This window comes from Trichocoleus sp. FACHB-90 (assembly GCF_014695505.1).
Classification (GTDB): domain Bacteria; phylum Cyanobacteriota; class Cyanobacteriia; order Cyanobacteriales; family FACHB-T130; genus Funiculus; species Funiculus sociatus.
Window position 1 is genome coordinate 34719 of the sequence record NZ_JACJOK010000103.1, and the last position, 16326, is coordinate 51044.

11 protein-coding genes and 1 CRISPR repeat array (1 of these 12 cut by a window edge) are annotated in these 16326 nt (G+C 43.3%); of the genes, 1 reads left to right on the forward strand and 10 read right to left on the reverse strand.

Annotated features, from left to right (window positions below; all coding sequences use genetic code 11):
* Positions 1–2510: direct repeats of the CRISPR family, unit length 37 nt; unit sequence CTTTCCGCCAACATAATCCCCGCAAGGGGACTGAAAC; it begins 325 nt to the left of the window's first position.
* 258 nt (positions 2511–2768) lie between these two features.
* Entirely contained in the window at positions 2769–4853 is a 2085-nt protein-coding gene (gene cas3 / locus H6F74_RS28465; protein WP_199301718.1) for a CRISPR-associated helicase Cas3', read from the reverse strand.
* Positions 4831–5460 (reverse strand): DEAD/DEAH box helicase family protein, encoded by a 630-nt coding sequence (locus H6F74_RS28470; RefSeq protein WP_190445457.1) that lies wholly within the window; start codon positions 5458–5460, stop codon positions 4831–4833. Before H6F74_RS28470 ends, cas3 begins: the two co-directional genes overlap by 23 nt.
* Positions 5461–5502: 42 nt before the next feature.
* Here H6F74_RS28470 and H6F74_RS28475 point away from each other — a divergent pair, with 42 nt between their 5' ends.
* Positions 5503–6123 carry a Uma2 family endonuclease gene (locus H6F74_RS28475; protein WP_190445458.1) on the forward strand — a complete coding sequence of 207 codons (621 nt, stop codon included), beginning with the start codon at positions 5503–5505 and terminating at the stop codon, positions 6121–6123.
* A gap of 53 nt (positions 6124–6176) precedes the next feature.
* Here the strand turns inward: H6F74_RS28475 and H6F74_RS28480 are convergent, their stop codons facing one another.
* Genes H6F74_RS28480 through H6F74_RS28515 form a run of 8 tightly spaced genes read right to left on the reverse strand, consistent with a single transcriptional unit; the run spans position 6177 to position 16227 of the window.
* On the reverse strand, positions 6177–6797 hold the full coding sequence (locus H6F74_RS28480) for a hypothetical protein (protein ID WP_190445459.1): 621 nt from the start codon (positions 6795–6797) through the stop codon (positions 6177–6179).
* A 43-nt stretch (positions 6798–6840) separates the two neighbouring features.
* Positions 6841–9012: a TIGR03986 family CRISPR-associated RAMP protein gene (locus H6F74_RS28485; protein ID WP_190445460.1), complete on the reverse strand. Its 2172-nt coding sequence runs from the start codon at positions 9010–9012 to the stop codon at positions 6841–6843.
* Positions 8972–9595 (reverse strand): CRISPR-associated protein Csx19, encoded by a 624-nt coding sequence (gene csx19 / locus H6F74_RS28490; protein ID WP_190445461.1) that lies wholly within the window; start codon positions 9593–9595, stop codon positions 8972–8974. The genes H6F74_RS28485 and csx19 overlap by 41 nt, the downstream gene beginning before the upstream one ends.
* Positions 9592–11049, reverse strand: a complete 1458-nt coding sequence (locus H6F74_RS28495; RefSeq protein WP_190445462.1) for an RAMP superfamily CRISPR-associated protein — start codon at positions 11047–11049, stop codon at positions 9592–9594. Before H6F74_RS28495 ends, csx19 begins: the two co-directional genes overlap by 4 nt.
* Complete coding sequence (locus tag H6F74_RS28500) at positions 11039–12631, reverse strand: RAMP superfamily CRISPR-associated protein (protein ID WP_190445463.1); 1593 nt, start codon at positions 12629–12631, stop codon at positions 11039–11041. Before H6F74_RS28500 ends, H6F74_RS28495 begins: the two co-directional genes overlap by 11 nt.
* Positions 12628–13308, reverse strand: coding sequence for an RAMP superfamily CRISPR-associated protein (locus H6F74_RS28505; RefSeq protein WP_190445464.1), 681 nt, complete (start codon positions 13306–13308; stop codon positions 12628–12630). The genes H6F74_RS28500 and H6F74_RS28505 overlap by 4 nt, the downstream gene beginning before the upstream one ends.
* The gene (locus H6F74_RS28510) at positions 13259–14950 is read right to left on the reverse strand and encodes a hypothetical protein (protein ID WP_190445465.1); all 1692 of its coding nucleotides are present in this window, start codon (positions 14948–14950) and stop codon (positions 13259–13261) included. The genes H6F74_RS28505 and H6F74_RS28510 overlap by 50 nt, the downstream gene beginning before the upstream one ends.
* Positions 14947–16227, reverse strand: coding sequence for a DUF1887 family protein (locus tag H6F74_RS28515; protein WP_190445466.1), 1281 nt, complete (start codon positions 16225–16227; stop codon positions 14947–14949). Before H6F74_RS28515 ends, H6F74_RS28510 begins: the two co-directional genes overlap by 4 nt.
* Positions 16228–16326 lie beyond the last annotated feature (99 nt).

Genomic DNA, 16326 nt, shown 5'->3' on the forward strand with positions numbered 1-16326 from the left:
GAAACAAGACTTCCAATACAAAACCGCTCACAAATTGGTGACTTTCCGCCAACATAATCCCCGCAAGGGGACTGAAACCCTAATAATAGCTCTTCAAGTAGGCGCTTTGCTGCCTTTCCGCCAACATAATCCCCGCAAGGGGACTGAAACATTCCTAGATAAGCGTCCCACGGCGGTGATAGAGCCCTTTCCGCCAACATAATCCCCGCAAGGGGACTGAAACACCAAAGAACCTTACCGGAACCTGTAACCCTTGATATCTTTCCGCCAACATAATCCCCGCAAGGGGACTGAAACAACAGGTAATGGCAATCCCACAATACCCACGGTTTTATCTTTCCGCCAACATAATCCCCGCAAGGGGACTGAAACCCAAGATACGATACCAAAAAAAGCACCGCCTACTCCACTTTCCGCCAACATAATCCCCGCAAGGGGACTGAAACTTCTTTCACAACAAAGAACTCAAAAAGCTTCTCTAGACTTTCCGCCAACATAATCCCCGCAAGGGGACTGAAACGCAACGGTCGTGGGGGTGGATGACTGCTGGTGCTTGGTCGCTTTCCGCCAACATAATCCCCGCAAGGGGACTGAAACTCCACCTGAGAAACTATTTCTGTGGCGCGTTCTAAACTTTCCGCCAACATAATCCCCGCAAGGGGACTGAAACATATGTACATACCCGCATCCGCATTAACTACTTGCCTTTCCGCCAACATAATCCCCGCAAGGGGACTGAAACTTTCTACTATAATTTGCGTGTCAATTAATTGACTACTTTCCGCCAACATAATCCCCGCAAGGGGACTGAAACTTTCAGGTACTTGGTCAGTTGGTGCCAAAAATGTTCGCTTTCCGCCAACATAATCCCCGCAAGGGGACTGAAACTCGACACTGCCGTAGGTATCTCGCTCCAGGCGGACTTTCCGCCAACATAATCCCCGCAAGGGGACTGAAACCTTTACCCTCAAGTCCATAGTAGAAAACAAAGGAAGCTTTCCGCCAACATAATCCCCGCAAGGGGACTGAAACAGATAACACGTCGCTCCTCTTGGGCAACAGACGCTTTAACTTTCCGCCAACATAATCCCCGCAAGGGGACTGAAACGGGTTTACTAAGAACATGAAGCTTTTGGCTGAACTTTCCGCCAACATAATCCCCGCAAGGGGACTGAAACTCTACTGATAGCTCTGGCTATGATCCATTAACTAGCTTTCCGCCAACATAATCCCCGCAAGGGGACTGAAACACCCATCGATAGCTCAGACCATCGCCGCCATTTACTCTTTCCGCCAACATAATCCCCGCAAGGGGACTGAAACTACAGGTTCATCTTTGTTTTCTTTATATTCATCTGGCTTTCCGCCAACATAATCCCCGCAAGGGGACTGAAACAGTTAAGCCATTTACCCAAACAGTTGTATCTTTTCCTATCCTTTCCGCCAACATAATCCCCGCAAGGGGACTGAAACTACACAGGGACTAACTTATAATGGCTAATATTTCTAACTTTCCGCCAACATAATCCCCGCAAGGGGACTGAAACACGATTTCATCCCTGATATGCTTTTGCAGCGCCCGCACTTTCCGCCAACATAATCCCCGCAAGGGGACTGAAACGCGAGAAATTATTCGCCAGGAGATAGGAACCCAAACCTTTCCGCCAACATAATCCCCGCAAGGGGACTGAAACATCTCTCTTTCTCCTACAGACCCTATGCCTAATGCAGACTTTCCGCCAACATAATCCCCGCAAGGGGACTGAAACGTAAACCGTTTTCTTTTCTTGTTCCATTCTTTGTACACTTTCCGCCAACATAATCCCCGCAAGGGGACTGAAACTTAAGAACGTAAACAGACATCTTGTGTACCATGATTAAACTTTCCGCCAACATAATCCCCGCAAGGGGACTGAAACATCGCACATCAATATGAATTAGATCGGGATAATGAGCTTTCCGCCAACATAATCCCCGCAAGGGGACTGAAACGCAAAGGAGACTGGCGACAGAATGGAGCGCCGGGGGGGACTTTCCGCCAACATAATCCCCGCAAGGGGACTGAAACAAATTTAAACCACACGTTAGTTTGTGGTTTAACCAAGCTTTCCGCCAACATAATCCCCGCAAGGGGACTGAAACATATAAAAGCTTTCAATTACCAGAAAGATAATATTATCTTTCCGCCAACATAATCCCCGCAAGGGGACTGAAACTATTCTTCACCTGTCTGCCCATCGTTATACGCTGTCCTTTCCGCCAACATAATCCCCGCAAGGGGACTGAAACTTTTCCACCTTTTCACTACGTGTACCACCTTCAAAGCTTTCCGCCAACATAATCCCCGCAAGGGGACTGAAACGGAAATAACGGGTAAGTCTTCTATGCGGCGAATCAGCTCAGCTTTCCGCCAACATAATCCCCGCAAGGGGACTGAAACATGCCGATTTTCATTAATACACTGAAGCGCCAGCTTTCCGCCAACATAATCCCCGAAAGGGGACTGAAACAGTTTTAAACCTCAGGTACAACTATTTTTTCAGCAAGCCGATGAGCGCGGTATACCGCGCTCATCAGCATAAATAAGGTTTCTGCCAACATAATCCCCGAAAGGCGACTTAAATATTGTTTAATTCCCATCAATCCGCAATTCCGGGTTGAGTTTCCACGAACAAAACCCTCGTAAGGAGGCTAAAACAGTTCTTAATATAGAATTTCATAGCCCCGATTACACTTTCAATTTATTTAATCCCTGCCGGAAGATAGGACTAATGCTCCCGACTAATAGGCAGGTTATATTTTACATCGGGCAATTGAACCGAGCGCTGGTCGCACAGCCGCAAGGCTCGAACCACCAGCGAGTACAATTGCAGATATTCAATTTGAGCGGTATCAAACCGATTCAAGTCAAACTCTTTAGTGACAGCGTAGAGTTCCCGACTCAGATTGGCAGCTTGCAGCGGTAAAGTTTTAGGCAAAAACCGAGCAAGGTTACGCCAACTAGAAGCGATCGCGTCTTTTGCCCCTGGATGCAATTGAATCTTCCCCACCTTCGCCACATCCCCCATTTTCCATCCACCCGCCCATGCCGAGTGGTGACGACCCGCGGCCATAATTACAGCATGGAGAATGCAGCTAATTTGCTCAGAGTCGGCATTAAAGCGATCGCGCAGCAAAGGTAACAGGGAAGTTTTCAGAATTTCCCGCGACAGAAACGCACTCTCTACAGCATGGTTAGGACGCTTATGTTTCTTTTCGTATGCCTTGAATCTGTCTCGTTGTTCCTTGTCTTCTGGGTTGTAGTCTGTATGTGCCAAAAGATGCGATCGCGGATTTTTGCTTTTAAATGAGGAATATGCGATCGCTTGCCACCCCCGCATTACCTCTTGCCACTTCACCTGAAGTTTACCCAGATCGTGGGTCAAAACAGCAAAAAAGACCAGATACTCAAATAGAGCCTTTGCCTCATTCTCCGCTGCGTTGGGAAAAACTTTAGTTCGGATAAACTCCCCGCCCGCTTGCAAAAGTTCATCCCGCACACTGCATATTTGAGTCTCGACTAATTCACCATTTCTTTTGAGCGTAGCAGGGAACGCCTCGCGCCAGCACTTCCACATCAAAACCAAGTGTCCCACATAGGTATCCATGCGATAACTGTACTCACTTTGATGAGTTCGCTTCGGCTTGTCGGGTGAAGCGAAGCGGTTTCCCACAACATTGGGACTAATTAATAAACCAATTTGCTCATCGTAGTGAACGTAGCGAGGATTGACTAAAATTCTGACACTAGCAATCAGAGATTCGCGAGAGGTAATTGCAATGCAATTAGGCTGACTGTATGTTTCAATGTATCTATCTTTTGGGTTTTCAATTCGCTTAAACATCCAGTCAATCTCGTATCCGAGATTTTTGACATCTTGCCAAACTTTACATAGGGTAGAAATCGGGATGGAGAAGGCTAATAACTTCTTGGGGTCAATCGGCTCATCATCTAAAAAGATAGGTTCTTCCCAGACAAACACGCTTCGCGCATCGACTAACCGAATTAACTCATTAGCTACTGACTGCTGCCCTTGGAAAAAAGCAGCATTAAACTGCTGCTCAAAGTTCATCTGATTATTTGCTCTACGCTGGTGTTGCAGCAGTGTTTCTTCTGTGTGAACCGTGTTAATCCACTGTTCTTCTATCCGAAAGCCAACATTTTCATCAACTTGCTCGGAAGCTGTATGCTCTTGTAACACTTCCCAAGTTAATTCACAAATCTCGTTGGTATAGGGTAAGAAATTTTGTTTCTTTTGGTTTGGTTCTTCCGGCACATCCTCCAAATCAGCTTCAACCAATTCAGCATTGACTGGGTTAACCTGAAACGAGCGATAGATGTAAACTTCACCCTGTTCGCCCTGAAATCTAGCACAGCGTCCTGCCCGTTGCAGTAGGGAATTCATTGGACATAGATGCGTGTGCATCACTTCGCAAGTAATATTTAATCCCGCTTCAATCACCTGCGTAGAAATCAGAATGTGACAAGTGTTATCCTCTTGCTGTTGCCAATTTTGAGCGAAGGTTTCCTTCAAATAAGCTTCTTTTTTCGCTCTATCTTCAGGTAAAAATCGGGAGTGTAGCAGGGTAACAGTTAACTCGCTATCAGAATTCAGTTCCTCTAAATCTCTAAACAATCCCTGAGCTTGAGAGACTGTATTGCAAATAATAATAACTCGCTGACGTTGATGGTATTGAATATCGTTGAGGATAGTTTGAGCTGTCAGGGGTTCAGATACAGCTCGAAACGTCCGACAGCGGTTTCCTTCAATATCTTGTAAATCGGTGTCTTCAACCCGAACAATTTCCATCATCAATTACCCGTTTAATCTGGGCGGCAAGTTCATCAGTTAACGTGGCGGTCATCAACAGAAACGGTGAAATGCCCTTGACCTGTTGTAAAACTTTGAGGACGGTGCCAAATGAACGGTCTGGGTCGAGTAAGTGCAATTCGTCAAAAACGAGATAGGAAGCAAAAATCGCTCCGGCGTTGACATTGGCGGAACCTCGACCGACTGAGTAGGGGATATTCAGGAAGCTGCTTAACATCTGGTCGATGGTGCAGAATACGATATCACCCTCAAATCTAGGATCTTCTGGGCTCTCTCCAGTTTGCAGCGTCACCACCAGAGGGCGAGAGGGAGGAGCGAAGGTTTCCCAGGTTTTCGCTAAGGTTTCTGCCCGCTGGCGTAAGCTGTTGGCGAGGGTTCTCAAGGGGACGACGTAAATCAGCTTGTTGGGGAAGTCGCGCTGTAAGGTTTTGGCGAAGAGGAAAGGAGCGATCGCGGTTTCGGTTTTGCCTGACCCCGTAGGGGCGCGGAGGAGGACATCTTGGCGGTTGAGAAGGTGTGCGATCGCTTGTTGCTGGAATTGGCGTGGAGGGAATCCAGTTAGGTCATGAAAGTATTGAGCGATAGTCATACATACAATAAAATTAGCTTTCTTTCCTGTTCTATAAAAATTATGTTGCTTACTCAACGTCGCGCTGACCGAGTTGTCTTACACAACATTAGTTGGCAACAATTTGAAAATTTATTAGTTGATTTGGGCGAAAGCCGTGCTGCTAGAATTGCCTATGATGATGGAACGTTAGAAATTATGACCCCTTTACCCGAACATGAATATTATAAAGAAGCGTTTGGGGATGCCATAAAAGATATTGCAGAAGTTTTAGACCGAGACTACGAAAGTTTAAGTTCAACAACGTGGAAGCGAGAAATTAAGAAGGCTGGAGTAGAACCGGACAACTGTTTTTATTTCCAAAATGAGCCAAAAATTCGAGGCAAGTTAGAATATGATCTCAATCAAGACCCACCTCCAGACTTAGCTTTAGAAATCGATGTGACAAGCAAATCTCTAAGTCGCTTTTCTATTTATGCTCGTTTAGGTGTACCCGAAACTTGGTGTTACGACTCTGATGAACTGAAAATTTACCAATTACAGAATGAGGAATACATAGAAGTAAAAACGAGCTATATATTTCCTACTCTTCCCGTTCAAGAGCTTCCTGCACTCATTGAACAATACCGTCCTCAAGGGAGACGAGCTATCCGTCAAGCAGTGAGAGGGTGGGCAAGGAAATAGGGAGACAAGGGAAGGGAGATTTTTCGTAATATCTATGCCCTTAAGAGTGAGGGTTAAGCTGCAACCTTCTCATCAAGCTGCAATTCGCACTGCCGGAAAACATAGTTAACAGCTGCAAAGAGTTTATCTAGCTCCTGAATGCTGTAAAGGGTGATATTTCTGGTATACGTATCGGCTTCTAGCTTGCCGAATTGCCAGCGATCTCCGTTAGAAACAATACCGAAAACTGTCATTTGTGGGTCTTCATTCAGTCGCTGGGCGGCAATCATTTCGGCGAGGCACTGTCCCCACCCTTCTTCAAACTTATCTTGCTTGGCTTCCACTAAAAGTAAATACGGCTTATCAAAGACAACCTTTCCCAATGGAGAGCGTTTCGCCAAGGTATATTCGGGAAATCCTGAAAGATTTTCATCATAGGTGAGGGACTCGTGACTCCACAAGAGGAACTTGCTGCGATAGCACTTCCAGACTTCTTTCAAGACGGGATAAATTAAGTTTTCACAAATGGCAAATTCTGAGTTATCAACGACTCCTTCTCGCATGACGGTTTGTAAGTCTTCTCGGAAGTAGTTGGGGATGTTAAATTCTATTTCACCGATGAAATCTGCTTCGGTATATTTAGTCTGGAATTCTTTGACAACGGCACCGATACTCTTATAACTACTGAAAGCCATATATTAACCCTCATCTACTTCTACAATTAGGAATTCACGAACACTAACGCTTTGGTGGTTTTGGAGGTCTGGCAAAAACTGAATTGCCACCACCCTTATCCTCTCGCTTTCCTTTTTGTATTGGGTGATTAGACTGTGTGGATTTTTTCAAAATAGGCTTACCCACATTTGTACCTGGCTGCGGCGGAGTAGAATTATTGACCTTCCGGTTATCTTCCCATTCCATCACTTGTAAAGGACTAGGTAAGACGCGACGCTCTTTGTACTCCTTTCCATCAGGTTCAAGTTTTGGCTCTCGATCGCGTTCAATTTCCATATATCGCGTTGTACGCTCAATATCTGATAAACCGGACCAACTCAGCATTGCTAGGAGCATCTTGATACGCGGTACTTCTTCTAAGCCTGTGGCTTTACCTGTAGTCGGCTGGTCTGCTTCACTGATATGGTCGAGTATGTGGTTTTCAAAGGCTTTGACACACTTGCTGTGAGTATCAACAGAATCAGATGTTTCTCCAATTTCCCAGTTATTGTCCTTAAATAGCTTTGTGTATCGCTGTTTGCGATCACTCAGATTTAGCTGATGAGTAATCTTAACTGCACCCATCCCCAGTGGTTTACCCATGCCGAGCGAGAGACGGTACTTTTCATCTTGGTAATTGTTGGCATGATTCAGCACCCAAAGGATTGCACCAAGCTCCACATTACTAAAACTCTCAAAATCGATAGTGAATGTAAAAGAGACTCCAGGTTTAATAGGCTTAATCTGAGTTGTTTGGCTTTCTGAAGCTTCAGGATTATCAAGAACAATTGAAGGTGAACGTCCCTTGTGCCAGTAGAGCTTATGTCCTCGAATGACCGTTTCCTTTTCTGGCTTATTGGCGTAGTGTTTTAATTCGCGCTTTCTAGCTTCAGGGTCAGTTTGAACCAAGTAGTGCTGGAAGGTTGTAGGTTTAGGTGTAGAAAGAATTTGTGGCGTAATTGTTCTTTCCCGACTGCCAGTAAGCCAGATATCCTCACTAGCTGCTTTTTCACAAATAGCATCACTGATAAAGACTCGTCCTGCAAGAGCTTGGTCTTTTTCACGCTTTTCGTTTCTGACAAAGCCGAAAATAGCATCTGCAATGTCAACAGTAGCAGATGTCCCCAAATCTTTTGGAATGAAATCAACGGCTGAAGCAGCACACCCGTCATGATTAGGAGAATAAGGAATACGAAAGTTTGGGCTGTGACCGAATAGCGTTACCTCTATTTGACCGTCTTGAGGATCGCAATAGAAAATGGGGCGTCCATCTTCCTGTAAAGCTCCCATTTTTTTGTGAAACGGCTCCTGCTTCTGAAAATCAGTAAGTGCGCTGCAATAATGTTGAATTGCTTCATCATTAATCTTTAGTAAAGCAGCGCTTTCATCAATAGTTGCAACAATGCAGTGGTTTCTGCGGTGTAGGTTCTCAGGATTATCTGAAGCTTCTAGCATATTGCCGCTAGTAACTAATACCCCTTGACGTGGATACAAACTAAGATTATTACTAACTGTTCTGGTAAATCGACGAGGGGGTTTTGGGTAGGTTTCTCCGAAACTAACATTTATATGCTGGGGACGATAACCCGATTGATTCATGGTGACGAGAGTGCGAATCCTTGATAAATCTCGCTCTTTGACCCAGATAAATGGAGAACCATCAATAGCCTGAGCAGGACGGATATACCAACTACTGTTTTGTTTAATCAAGTAACCCGCTTTGATTTTTTTAAGAAGACTTTTGTATTCCCCTCCCAAGGAGTCAGATTTCGGGTTGGCTGCAACAGCACGGAAGAAAAAATGTTGCTGGTTAGATACCCGCTCGATTTTGCCAAAACTAACAATTTCAACTAAGGTACGCAGCATCCCGCGTAAGCTACTACCAGGAATAGTAGGTTTATGGTTGGCGGGATTGCTAAAAAATTCAGCTCTTTTTAAGCGTTCTTCTGGTTGAAGTTCTTCATTTGGCGTATCACCAAACTTGGTAAAATTATCTGGCGTTAGCCCACAACGAGTATAGAGTGGTGATTCAGTAGTCAGCGTACATTTAATTTTGCCAGTGTGACGGTTCAGGTTGTAGCAATTACAATCGTGGAAAGGTTCTGCTGGAACTACTTTGTCAGGTAATTCTACAAAATTGTAAGGTGCGATTGCCTTACGGTCTTCCGGTACTTTTTTGAGGTGTTTTGGGAGCATTACTTGGTTCCTTCTCGGTAGTAAGGTTTACAAGACGACTGAGGTGAATACGAGCTACCCCTGAATCGTCATAGTCAATGTATTGATGTGCAATCAAGCGCACTGGGTTAATCAGCCGATTACGCTCGTCCAAGGGAATATCGATAAATGGCACGGCGTGCTTGAGTCCCTGCGAACCGTCCCAAAGTAAGGTGAAGTTATCTCGCTTCTCCCCATGAGTTCCCCAAAGAATCTGTCTTTCTAGGATTTTGTCTGTGTTTGGATTATCTTGGACTAGACGCGATCGCAATGTCTCCCCAGCCCGCCAAAGTAATACCTCACCGTTTTGACCAAAGACACGGCATTGCTGAAGAGTAAGTAGTCGTAGTGTCGGAAAATCTACCTTAAACTCAGGCTTGTAAAATATCTTTTCAGCTGTAGTTAAATGATCGTTATCGAAGCGACCCCAAATTACGCCGTCCTCAGCATGAGCTAGCAGATAGTTGAGTTTCCAGTTTCTTGCTTGCTCCTTCAACCAAGAAACAAGTGTTCCATCGTCTATAACCCCATCAACAGAAAGCTTCTGGCATAACAGTTCGCTCATGCTGCCACCTCTCCAGAGAAATCACTGACAAATGCTTCTAAAGCGCTGACATCACTCACCTGGAGACAATCTCCCAAGAGGGAGATTGTCCAAGTTTGCGTTGCTTCTCCTGGAATCTGTTGAATCATTGTTGCTTCGAGTCCTTGCAACCGTCCCCGTCCGATACTGCTTTCACCGCCTACAGGTAAGTCACTTGTCCACAAGTCTTTAAGCAATAGGAGTAGCAAACCAATCTCAGCCTTCTTTGGCTGACGCAACTCTAGTTCCAAAGTTAGGCGGGTTTCATCACTACCAAATATCGGCTGTTCGCTGAACAAGGCCCCGTGGTACGCGCCACCAGTAAAGCGGTCAATGGCGATTCGATTTTGCACCAAGTCAGCCGTATTTTCGATTACACTCTCGTGTACCACTAGGCGGCTTGCTTTTGCTTGTTTGCTGTTTTCTTCCACAAAGCCGAATAACTCCTTGACAATTGCCTGGTGTTTCCCCAAAGTGTTGACAATACGCTCGGCCTGATGCCGCAAAACTCCTGCCAAGCTAGTACCAGACAGCACAGGTTTGAGTTCACCGTCTCGATGCGATCGCAAATGTACAACATCAGGGGCGCAACCAGTAGAGTCTTGACCAGAGCGAATGAGTAAAGGACTTGCTAGTTTAAAGGTAGCTTGGATGGAGAAGCGATCGCGTTTATCTTCCTCTTCATCCAAAGACACCCCAAGAGCAGTAGCAATTGATGAATAAGTTTCGTGTTCTGGCGATAATTCTGTACACCAATGCTCAAACAGCAGCCATTCTAATCTTTTATCATCTTGAGTGAGGTCGAATTCCCAGACTTGCCACGCTTTCACTTTACAGCGACCAAAACCTCGTCGCTTTTTCATGCCAATGCCAATTTCACCAACCTCTAAGCCTCGTAATGCTAACACTAGTGATTTGACTAACCTATCTTCATAATTTCGTTGTTCTGTTTCGTCTTTTTTATGCTCTACCAGTAGCTCAAAGTAGAGAGGAAATTCAGTTCCGGCAGCTAATAGCTCTAAGTCGTATTTCTGACCTTTTTTTGCTGTACCCGTTGTTCCTTCAATTTCTACTCCATCTCTCAATTCCACACTCGGTATCTTGCTGCTGATGGCATCATTCACAATTAATGGACTTTGTTCACCATCATCAGCACGGCGGGTTCCACCAAATAAGACAGTAGCGCGATCGCACTCTTGTTCACCTGTCACATACCCATGCTCATACTCACGTAAGTAATTTCGCAAAGCACCTGCAATGGATGAACCTGTTAAAAGAGCATGGTCACTAATACTATCTCTGAGTAATGCTAAATCAGTTGGACTATCTGCATCACCAATTCCCAGACAAGTAGGAGTATCTAAAATTAATGTGCCTCGTACAATAATGCGTTTAGCAATAGGGCGTTGGTGGCGGTTCAGGCGTTCAAGACTCATTATTGTTCTCCTTAGTTGCTTTCTTCGCCACTGCCATAATTAGCCGTAGTGTGTATTTTTCAGCTAGCTTATTCTGTTGGGCGCGAGCGTCATCAAATTTGCGCTCTACATCAGCAATTTTGACTTCTATGCCCTTAATCCAATCTGTCGGGTTAAGCAACCACTCATCAAGTTGTTGCTTAAAAGACTTTTTAGGATTTTCATTACCAATTTTCGTCCGTTCAAACTGATTACGGGCATTTGATGGTAAGTTATTTAGCAGCGAGATAACTAAATTACAATCTCTGTTAAGAAGTGCTTGTCGTGCAACAGATTGTAGTCGTGACAATTGGCTGTTACTGATGCCTTCATCCAAACTTAAATATCCAACCTGTTTTTGAAGATATTGTTCTAGCTTTTGTTCCAACAGTCTTTGTGCCATCTGTTCAGCCACAATCCGCGATTCTTCGCTTCTTAATGGAGGTAGGCTAGAGGTACTAGATAACTTTGGTAAAATTACTTGAATATATTCATTTTCTAGCCAATTTACAGCAATTCGCCCAAAACCATCTTCTCTTCTCTCTCCAATTCCGCAAATTTCAAGTCGCTGAATTTGTTCTGAAGTAATTTCAATATCTTCACTTTCAAAAACAATCACACTCCCTGCTGCTAAGGCTGGAACTTGAGGTAAAGGCAATCCCCATTTGCGGTTAAAGCCACCTATTAGAGTACTGCTAATAAAAATACCTCCCGGTTTAGGTTGAGGTAAGGTTATATTTAAAACATCCTCAATTGCTTGTTTAATCAAAGCTGGATCGGCTACAGGTTGACCTTGTTTGTTTCTTAAAAGCGTATCGCTGAGAAGTGTAACACTCAAAATTTCATCATTTTCTCGGTCGTCTGCTGCAATTCCTATTTCGTTACAATTATCACTAGATGGTTTTGTTACGCTAATTTTAGTATGTCCGTATCCAGCACTTTGAGAACCTCCTAACCAGAAGTTTGGTTCTGCTAATAAGTTATGAATTGCTTCTACATTGTCATCTTCACACAGGATGATAGATTGAAAGGTTTGTCCTGCATCTAAGGCATCGTAGCGGAAGAGTTCACCTTGGTTATCTGTAGAACGTCCTTTTTTGCGATCGCGAAAATTATGAATATTAATCCGTCGCTTTTCTTTGTATAACTTTACTATTCCTCCTTCCTTTGCCCAGAAGTATTCACCAACAGACTTTGGCGTTTCTGGCTCTTCTCCTTTATTAATACTGAAATCATATACAGTTATAGGTAAATTATCAGTAAGTTCTGCATCCTTATCCTTGAACCAAGACAAAGGTAGAGGAAGAGTACGTTGATTTTTTTGACTCAAAAGATACGCATTCAAGTAACGAGTACTTTGGGCATCAAAGAAAAGTCGCTTCACTTCATCATTGGTTAAATCAAGTTCTGACAAGTGACGCTGCCTCATATAACGCCCAATAATGGCACCACGAATCATACTGCCAGGAATATAAGGATATGACACATCACTGTTTGGATCGCCTTGAAATGAAGTAGCGAGAATTGGTTGCTGAGTTTCTAATGTCAAAATAATTGCTTTCATGCAACTTTTTCCTTAATTTCTTTTCCAAAATGGTTGAGATGTTGATAGGTAATGTCATCCCATTTTGAATCGTGTAGCGTACATTGAACGTGACCTCGACCTCGATTACGTCCACTACCCAAGCGTCGGAGTGCCATAGCGCCAACAGCTAAAAGCGACAGCATTTCATCATTTGGAATTTTCTCAAAAATTAAGTCAGCAGTGAAACAAAGGTCACGCAAAACAACACGATATGAACGCAAACTTCCCTCATCCGATGTACCAGATTGTGGGTCTATTGCAGTCTGACGACGGATAGTTGTCAGCGAATCAAGTACCTCTGTTTTTGTTAAAATTTCATCCTGAATCTGGAAGGCAACGGCTTGATGCAAGTCATCTGGTAAACAAGCATCTCCCACATGAACTGCTGCCATTGTTCCAAGAGTGCTACCAAGTGTACCGAACAAGTTACAAGCAACCTCATCCCAATCCCGTCTATGATGAGAAAGTACAGCGATTAAGTTATCGCATTCTTCACTAAGCAATCCCTTAAGAGTGCGTCCTCGTAAGTAGGGAAACCCATAAATATCATGCTCTACTTCTTGGTCGATTAAACCCGCTACTCCATCCCCACGTCCAAAGGTGGTATCACTCAACAGTTTGATTTTTAGTTTGTATTTCAGTCGGCAAATCGGCATCTAATTCTTCCTTCAATGAGATATAAAATTCCATTGCTTCAATAGCATCAAAGTAACCACAAAAGCCATCTAGCCAACCATCTTTGGCTAAGTTATCACTACGACCAGTAGATTCTGGAAAAGTTGGCAGTTGTTCTAGCCTGTAATTTCTCAGAAACTCTTGAGTTGCTTTAATACCTTGACGCAGGACTTCCCGTAAGGCAAGAACCTTATTACGACGGCCTTTCCAGTCATCATCTTCATTAAAGTACTGGACTACTTTTGTGAAACCTTTCCAAGTACGCCAGTCACTATCACGTTCATTTTTCAAACTGATAGGACGCATTGCTAAACTACCTGCCTGTACTTGATACTCGCGCTGACGAATTTCAGAAATTGACCCGATTAATCCACTTGCTGCCAAATGCCAATCTAAAGCTGAGAAATCTTGCTTTGCAAATTTTTTAATTTCATCTGTAACAAAGTTTTTTGCTTTACGACATAAGTCTTCGCTAAGTTCATAAGCTCGTGCAAAAGGGTAGTGAGTTTTAACAACACAAATTCCAGCACAGGCTTTAATAGGTTTACCGTCTGCAATTGGCTGCTTCTCCAGTTCTTCAAGGTAGATTGTCGCCAATTCCAGCCCTAAGCGCCCATCACAAACGAAGGTCACATCATCACCGCCATAAACAAGAGGACGAAATGGTAAGTAATTGTCTTTGATTTCAAACTGACCTTTGACCTTTCTCTTCCCATCTTTATCTAACTCAATAGATTTAATCAGTATCTCTATCACTTTTTTGAGTGCTGTAATACCAGCCTGATTAACGCTATGGGAAAGTTTACGCATATCGATAATGTAATCCCGATTGCATTTACCTTTGCCAAAACTTTGAAACCGTTTGCCCATGCCATTGCCATCAGCATGAATCACAGCAACATAGCTAGAATCTCCTGTTGAACGACCCATATAGTCAGTTCTTAGGGGAAATTCATAAATTTCGGAACTCGTGTTGAATAATCTTTCTCTAAGTTGACGATTTGCAAAACGAACCGCATCCAGTTTTTTCTGGATTTCTCTAGAAATTAGATAAGGTTCATCATCTTCAAATTTCTCGCTCATCCCTACAGCAACTAATTGAGTCGATCTGCAAGTTGCTGTTACACCTAAACCTAGCAATGGTGCAGAGGGTATCCTGCTTCGCTTTTTGGTATCCAAGTCATTTTTCATCAAATCCTGAACTACCTCATACAGAGATTGATTATCCCAATCAAACTCTTTATGGACTGTGACAAGATTGATACCCGGTGCTTCTTCTAAGATTCGCTTACTCAAAATCTGAGTAAATTGCAGAGCATATTGCTTGTCTGAAAAAAGCAATACTGTATTACCGCCACCTGCATAAATTAACTCAGCAGCTAGTCCATCATCTTCGATACGCGGTTTTGCATCTGGTAGATGTTTTTCAGGTTTTTCAGGATTGAAGGTATAAACTTCTTGCTTAATATCTGTTTTCAACTTCTCTAAAGCCTCTCTTGCCCAGTTATCTGTTGCCTGAGAAACTAGGTAAGATGCACCAATGTTTTCGCGTAGGCGGTTACTCCCGAAAATGTAAGGTTGAATTCCTGTTGTATCTAGTACGCTTACAGTAAAGTTTTTCATTTTGCGTTCTTATCGTTTTCTTTAATCCATTCTTCCATCTTGATAGACAAATTCATTAGGTCATTTCGTCCAAAAACGGCAATCTTTTTGTCGTCCAGTAATGCCATCTCAGCTTTGAGTGTATCTGGTTCGTTAGTACAACAAATTAAAGCAACTCTCGCTTCATCGCCGCCCAGTTGCCGCGCCCGTAAGTAAGCCTCAAACAGCTTAAGTTTACATAATTCTCTTTTGCTCGTTGTTGAGACTGAAATAGCAAAAAGCTGATAACCTCTCGTAAACGCAACATCGAATTCAAATCCCTGTTGAGTTCCTGGGAGAGGCACTTTAAAATTAAGTCCGTAGTCTTTGATATAGTTTTTATCAGCAATATTTTTGACTTGTTTCAAAACATGATGCTCTAACCACAAACCATCTAGGTATTTACAAAAATCCTTGATTTCTTTAAAAACAGGCTCTTGTTTTATGTTTTTTAATTGCTGTACTGCTTGCAACGAGAGTTTGCTATCTGAACCCATCAAATTTTCTTGCTTAAACTCAGTCTCCACTTCTGGCGGTAATTTTTCGACTGATATCGATAACGCAGCTAAGTTGGTTTTGCTTTTCCAATCATCCCAATTTCCATTTTTCTTCTTCCGACCTTCTTCACAGAAAATATTGAAGTACCAATCAAACCACTGCTTGGCTTTATCTTCATCCTTAAAGAGATTGGCAAGTGCTGCTGCTAATTCGGGCAATTGAACTTCTTGTGTAGGATTACTTTTCAACTGTAAACCGTGAACTTGGAAAAGTTTAACAAGTTTTACTTCCAGCAATTCTGATTTTATTTTGATTGGTTCGATGGGAGTGTTATCGCTATCTATGCACATCTCTAACTTGCGGGGATCGAGATAACTAAAAACAGTGTCGGGATGCTCTTTGCTGAAAACGGCTCTGTAAGCGTGTACAGCCATTGCCTTGGTACCACCCGTGTAATTCAATCCAATTTTTCCCACTTTGATAGCTTCTAGTTTTGGACGAATCGCCTCTTTAATGTGATAAGCATCGGATTCGTAATCATTAAGTGGCACAAGTTGAGCCGTCTTTAAGCCAATTGGTTCGTTACTCAATATTGTTTGCAAACGTTCTGCTGTATCTTTTGTACCCGTTGTATACACCAAATAGGGCGTACCTCCCTTGTTTAACAAGAGTCTGGCGGCTACATAATTAGGCAACGGATTTTCACCAATGAGCAAAAAGAGGTGATCGACTTTGTGCTTATCAAACTCAGATATGTTCATATTTGCTGGCGTTTAAAGTATGTATGAGATTTGTGCTGCTCTGGGAAATGCAATCGCTTTAGCGCTACCGCAGGTAATCGCTCCTCCTTAACTGACAAA

What these genes read in the sequence shown, in the direction of transcription:
- cas3 (WP_199301718.1), bottom strand. Translation starts at nt 4,853, where the DNA reads ATGATGGAAATTGTTCGGGTTGAAGACACCGATTTACAAGATATTGAA.
- H6F74_RS28470 (WP_190445457.1), bottom strand. Translation starts at nt 5,460, where the DNA reads ATGACTATCGCTCAATACTTTCATGACCTAACTGGATTCCCTCCACGC.
- H6F74_RS28475 (WP_190445458.1), top strand. Translation starts at nt 5,503, where the DNA reads ATGTTGCTTACTCAACGTCGCGCTGACCGAGTTGTCTTACACAACATT.
- H6F74_RS28480 (WP_190445459.1), bottom strand. Translation starts at nt 6,797, where the DNA reads ATGGCTTTCAGTAGTTATAAGAGTATCGGTGCCGTTGTCAAAGAATTC.
- H6F74_RS28485 (WP_190445460.1), bottom strand. Translation starts at nt 9,012, where the DNA reads ATGCTCCCAAAACACCTCAAAAAAGTACCGGAAGACCGTAAGGCAATC.
- csx19 (WP_190445461.1), bottom strand. Translation starts at nt 9,595, where the DNA reads ATGAGCGAACTGTTATGCCAGAAGCTTTCTGTTGATGGGGTTATAGAC.
- H6F74_RS28495 (WP_190445462.1), bottom strand. Translation starts at nt 11,049, where the DNA reads ATGAGTCTTGAACGCCTGAACCGCCACCAACGCCCTATTGCTAAACGC.
- H6F74_RS28500 (WP_190445463.1), bottom strand. Translation starts at nt 12,631, where the DNA reads ATGAAAGCAATTATTTTGACATTAGAAACTCAGCAACCAATTCTCGCT.
- H6F74_RS28505 (WP_190445464.1), bottom strand. Translation starts at nt 13,308, where the DNA reads ATGCCGATTTGCCGACTGAAATACAAACTAAAAATCAAACTGTTGAGT.
- H6F74_RS28510 (WP_190445465.1), bottom strand. Translation starts at nt 14,950, where the DNA reads ATGAAAAACTTTACTGTAAGCGTACTAGATACAACAGGAATTCAACCT.
- H6F74_RS28515 (WP_190445466.1), bottom strand. Translation starts at nt 16,227, where the DNA reads ATGAACATATCTGAGTTTGATAAGCACAAAGTCGATCACCTCTTTTTG.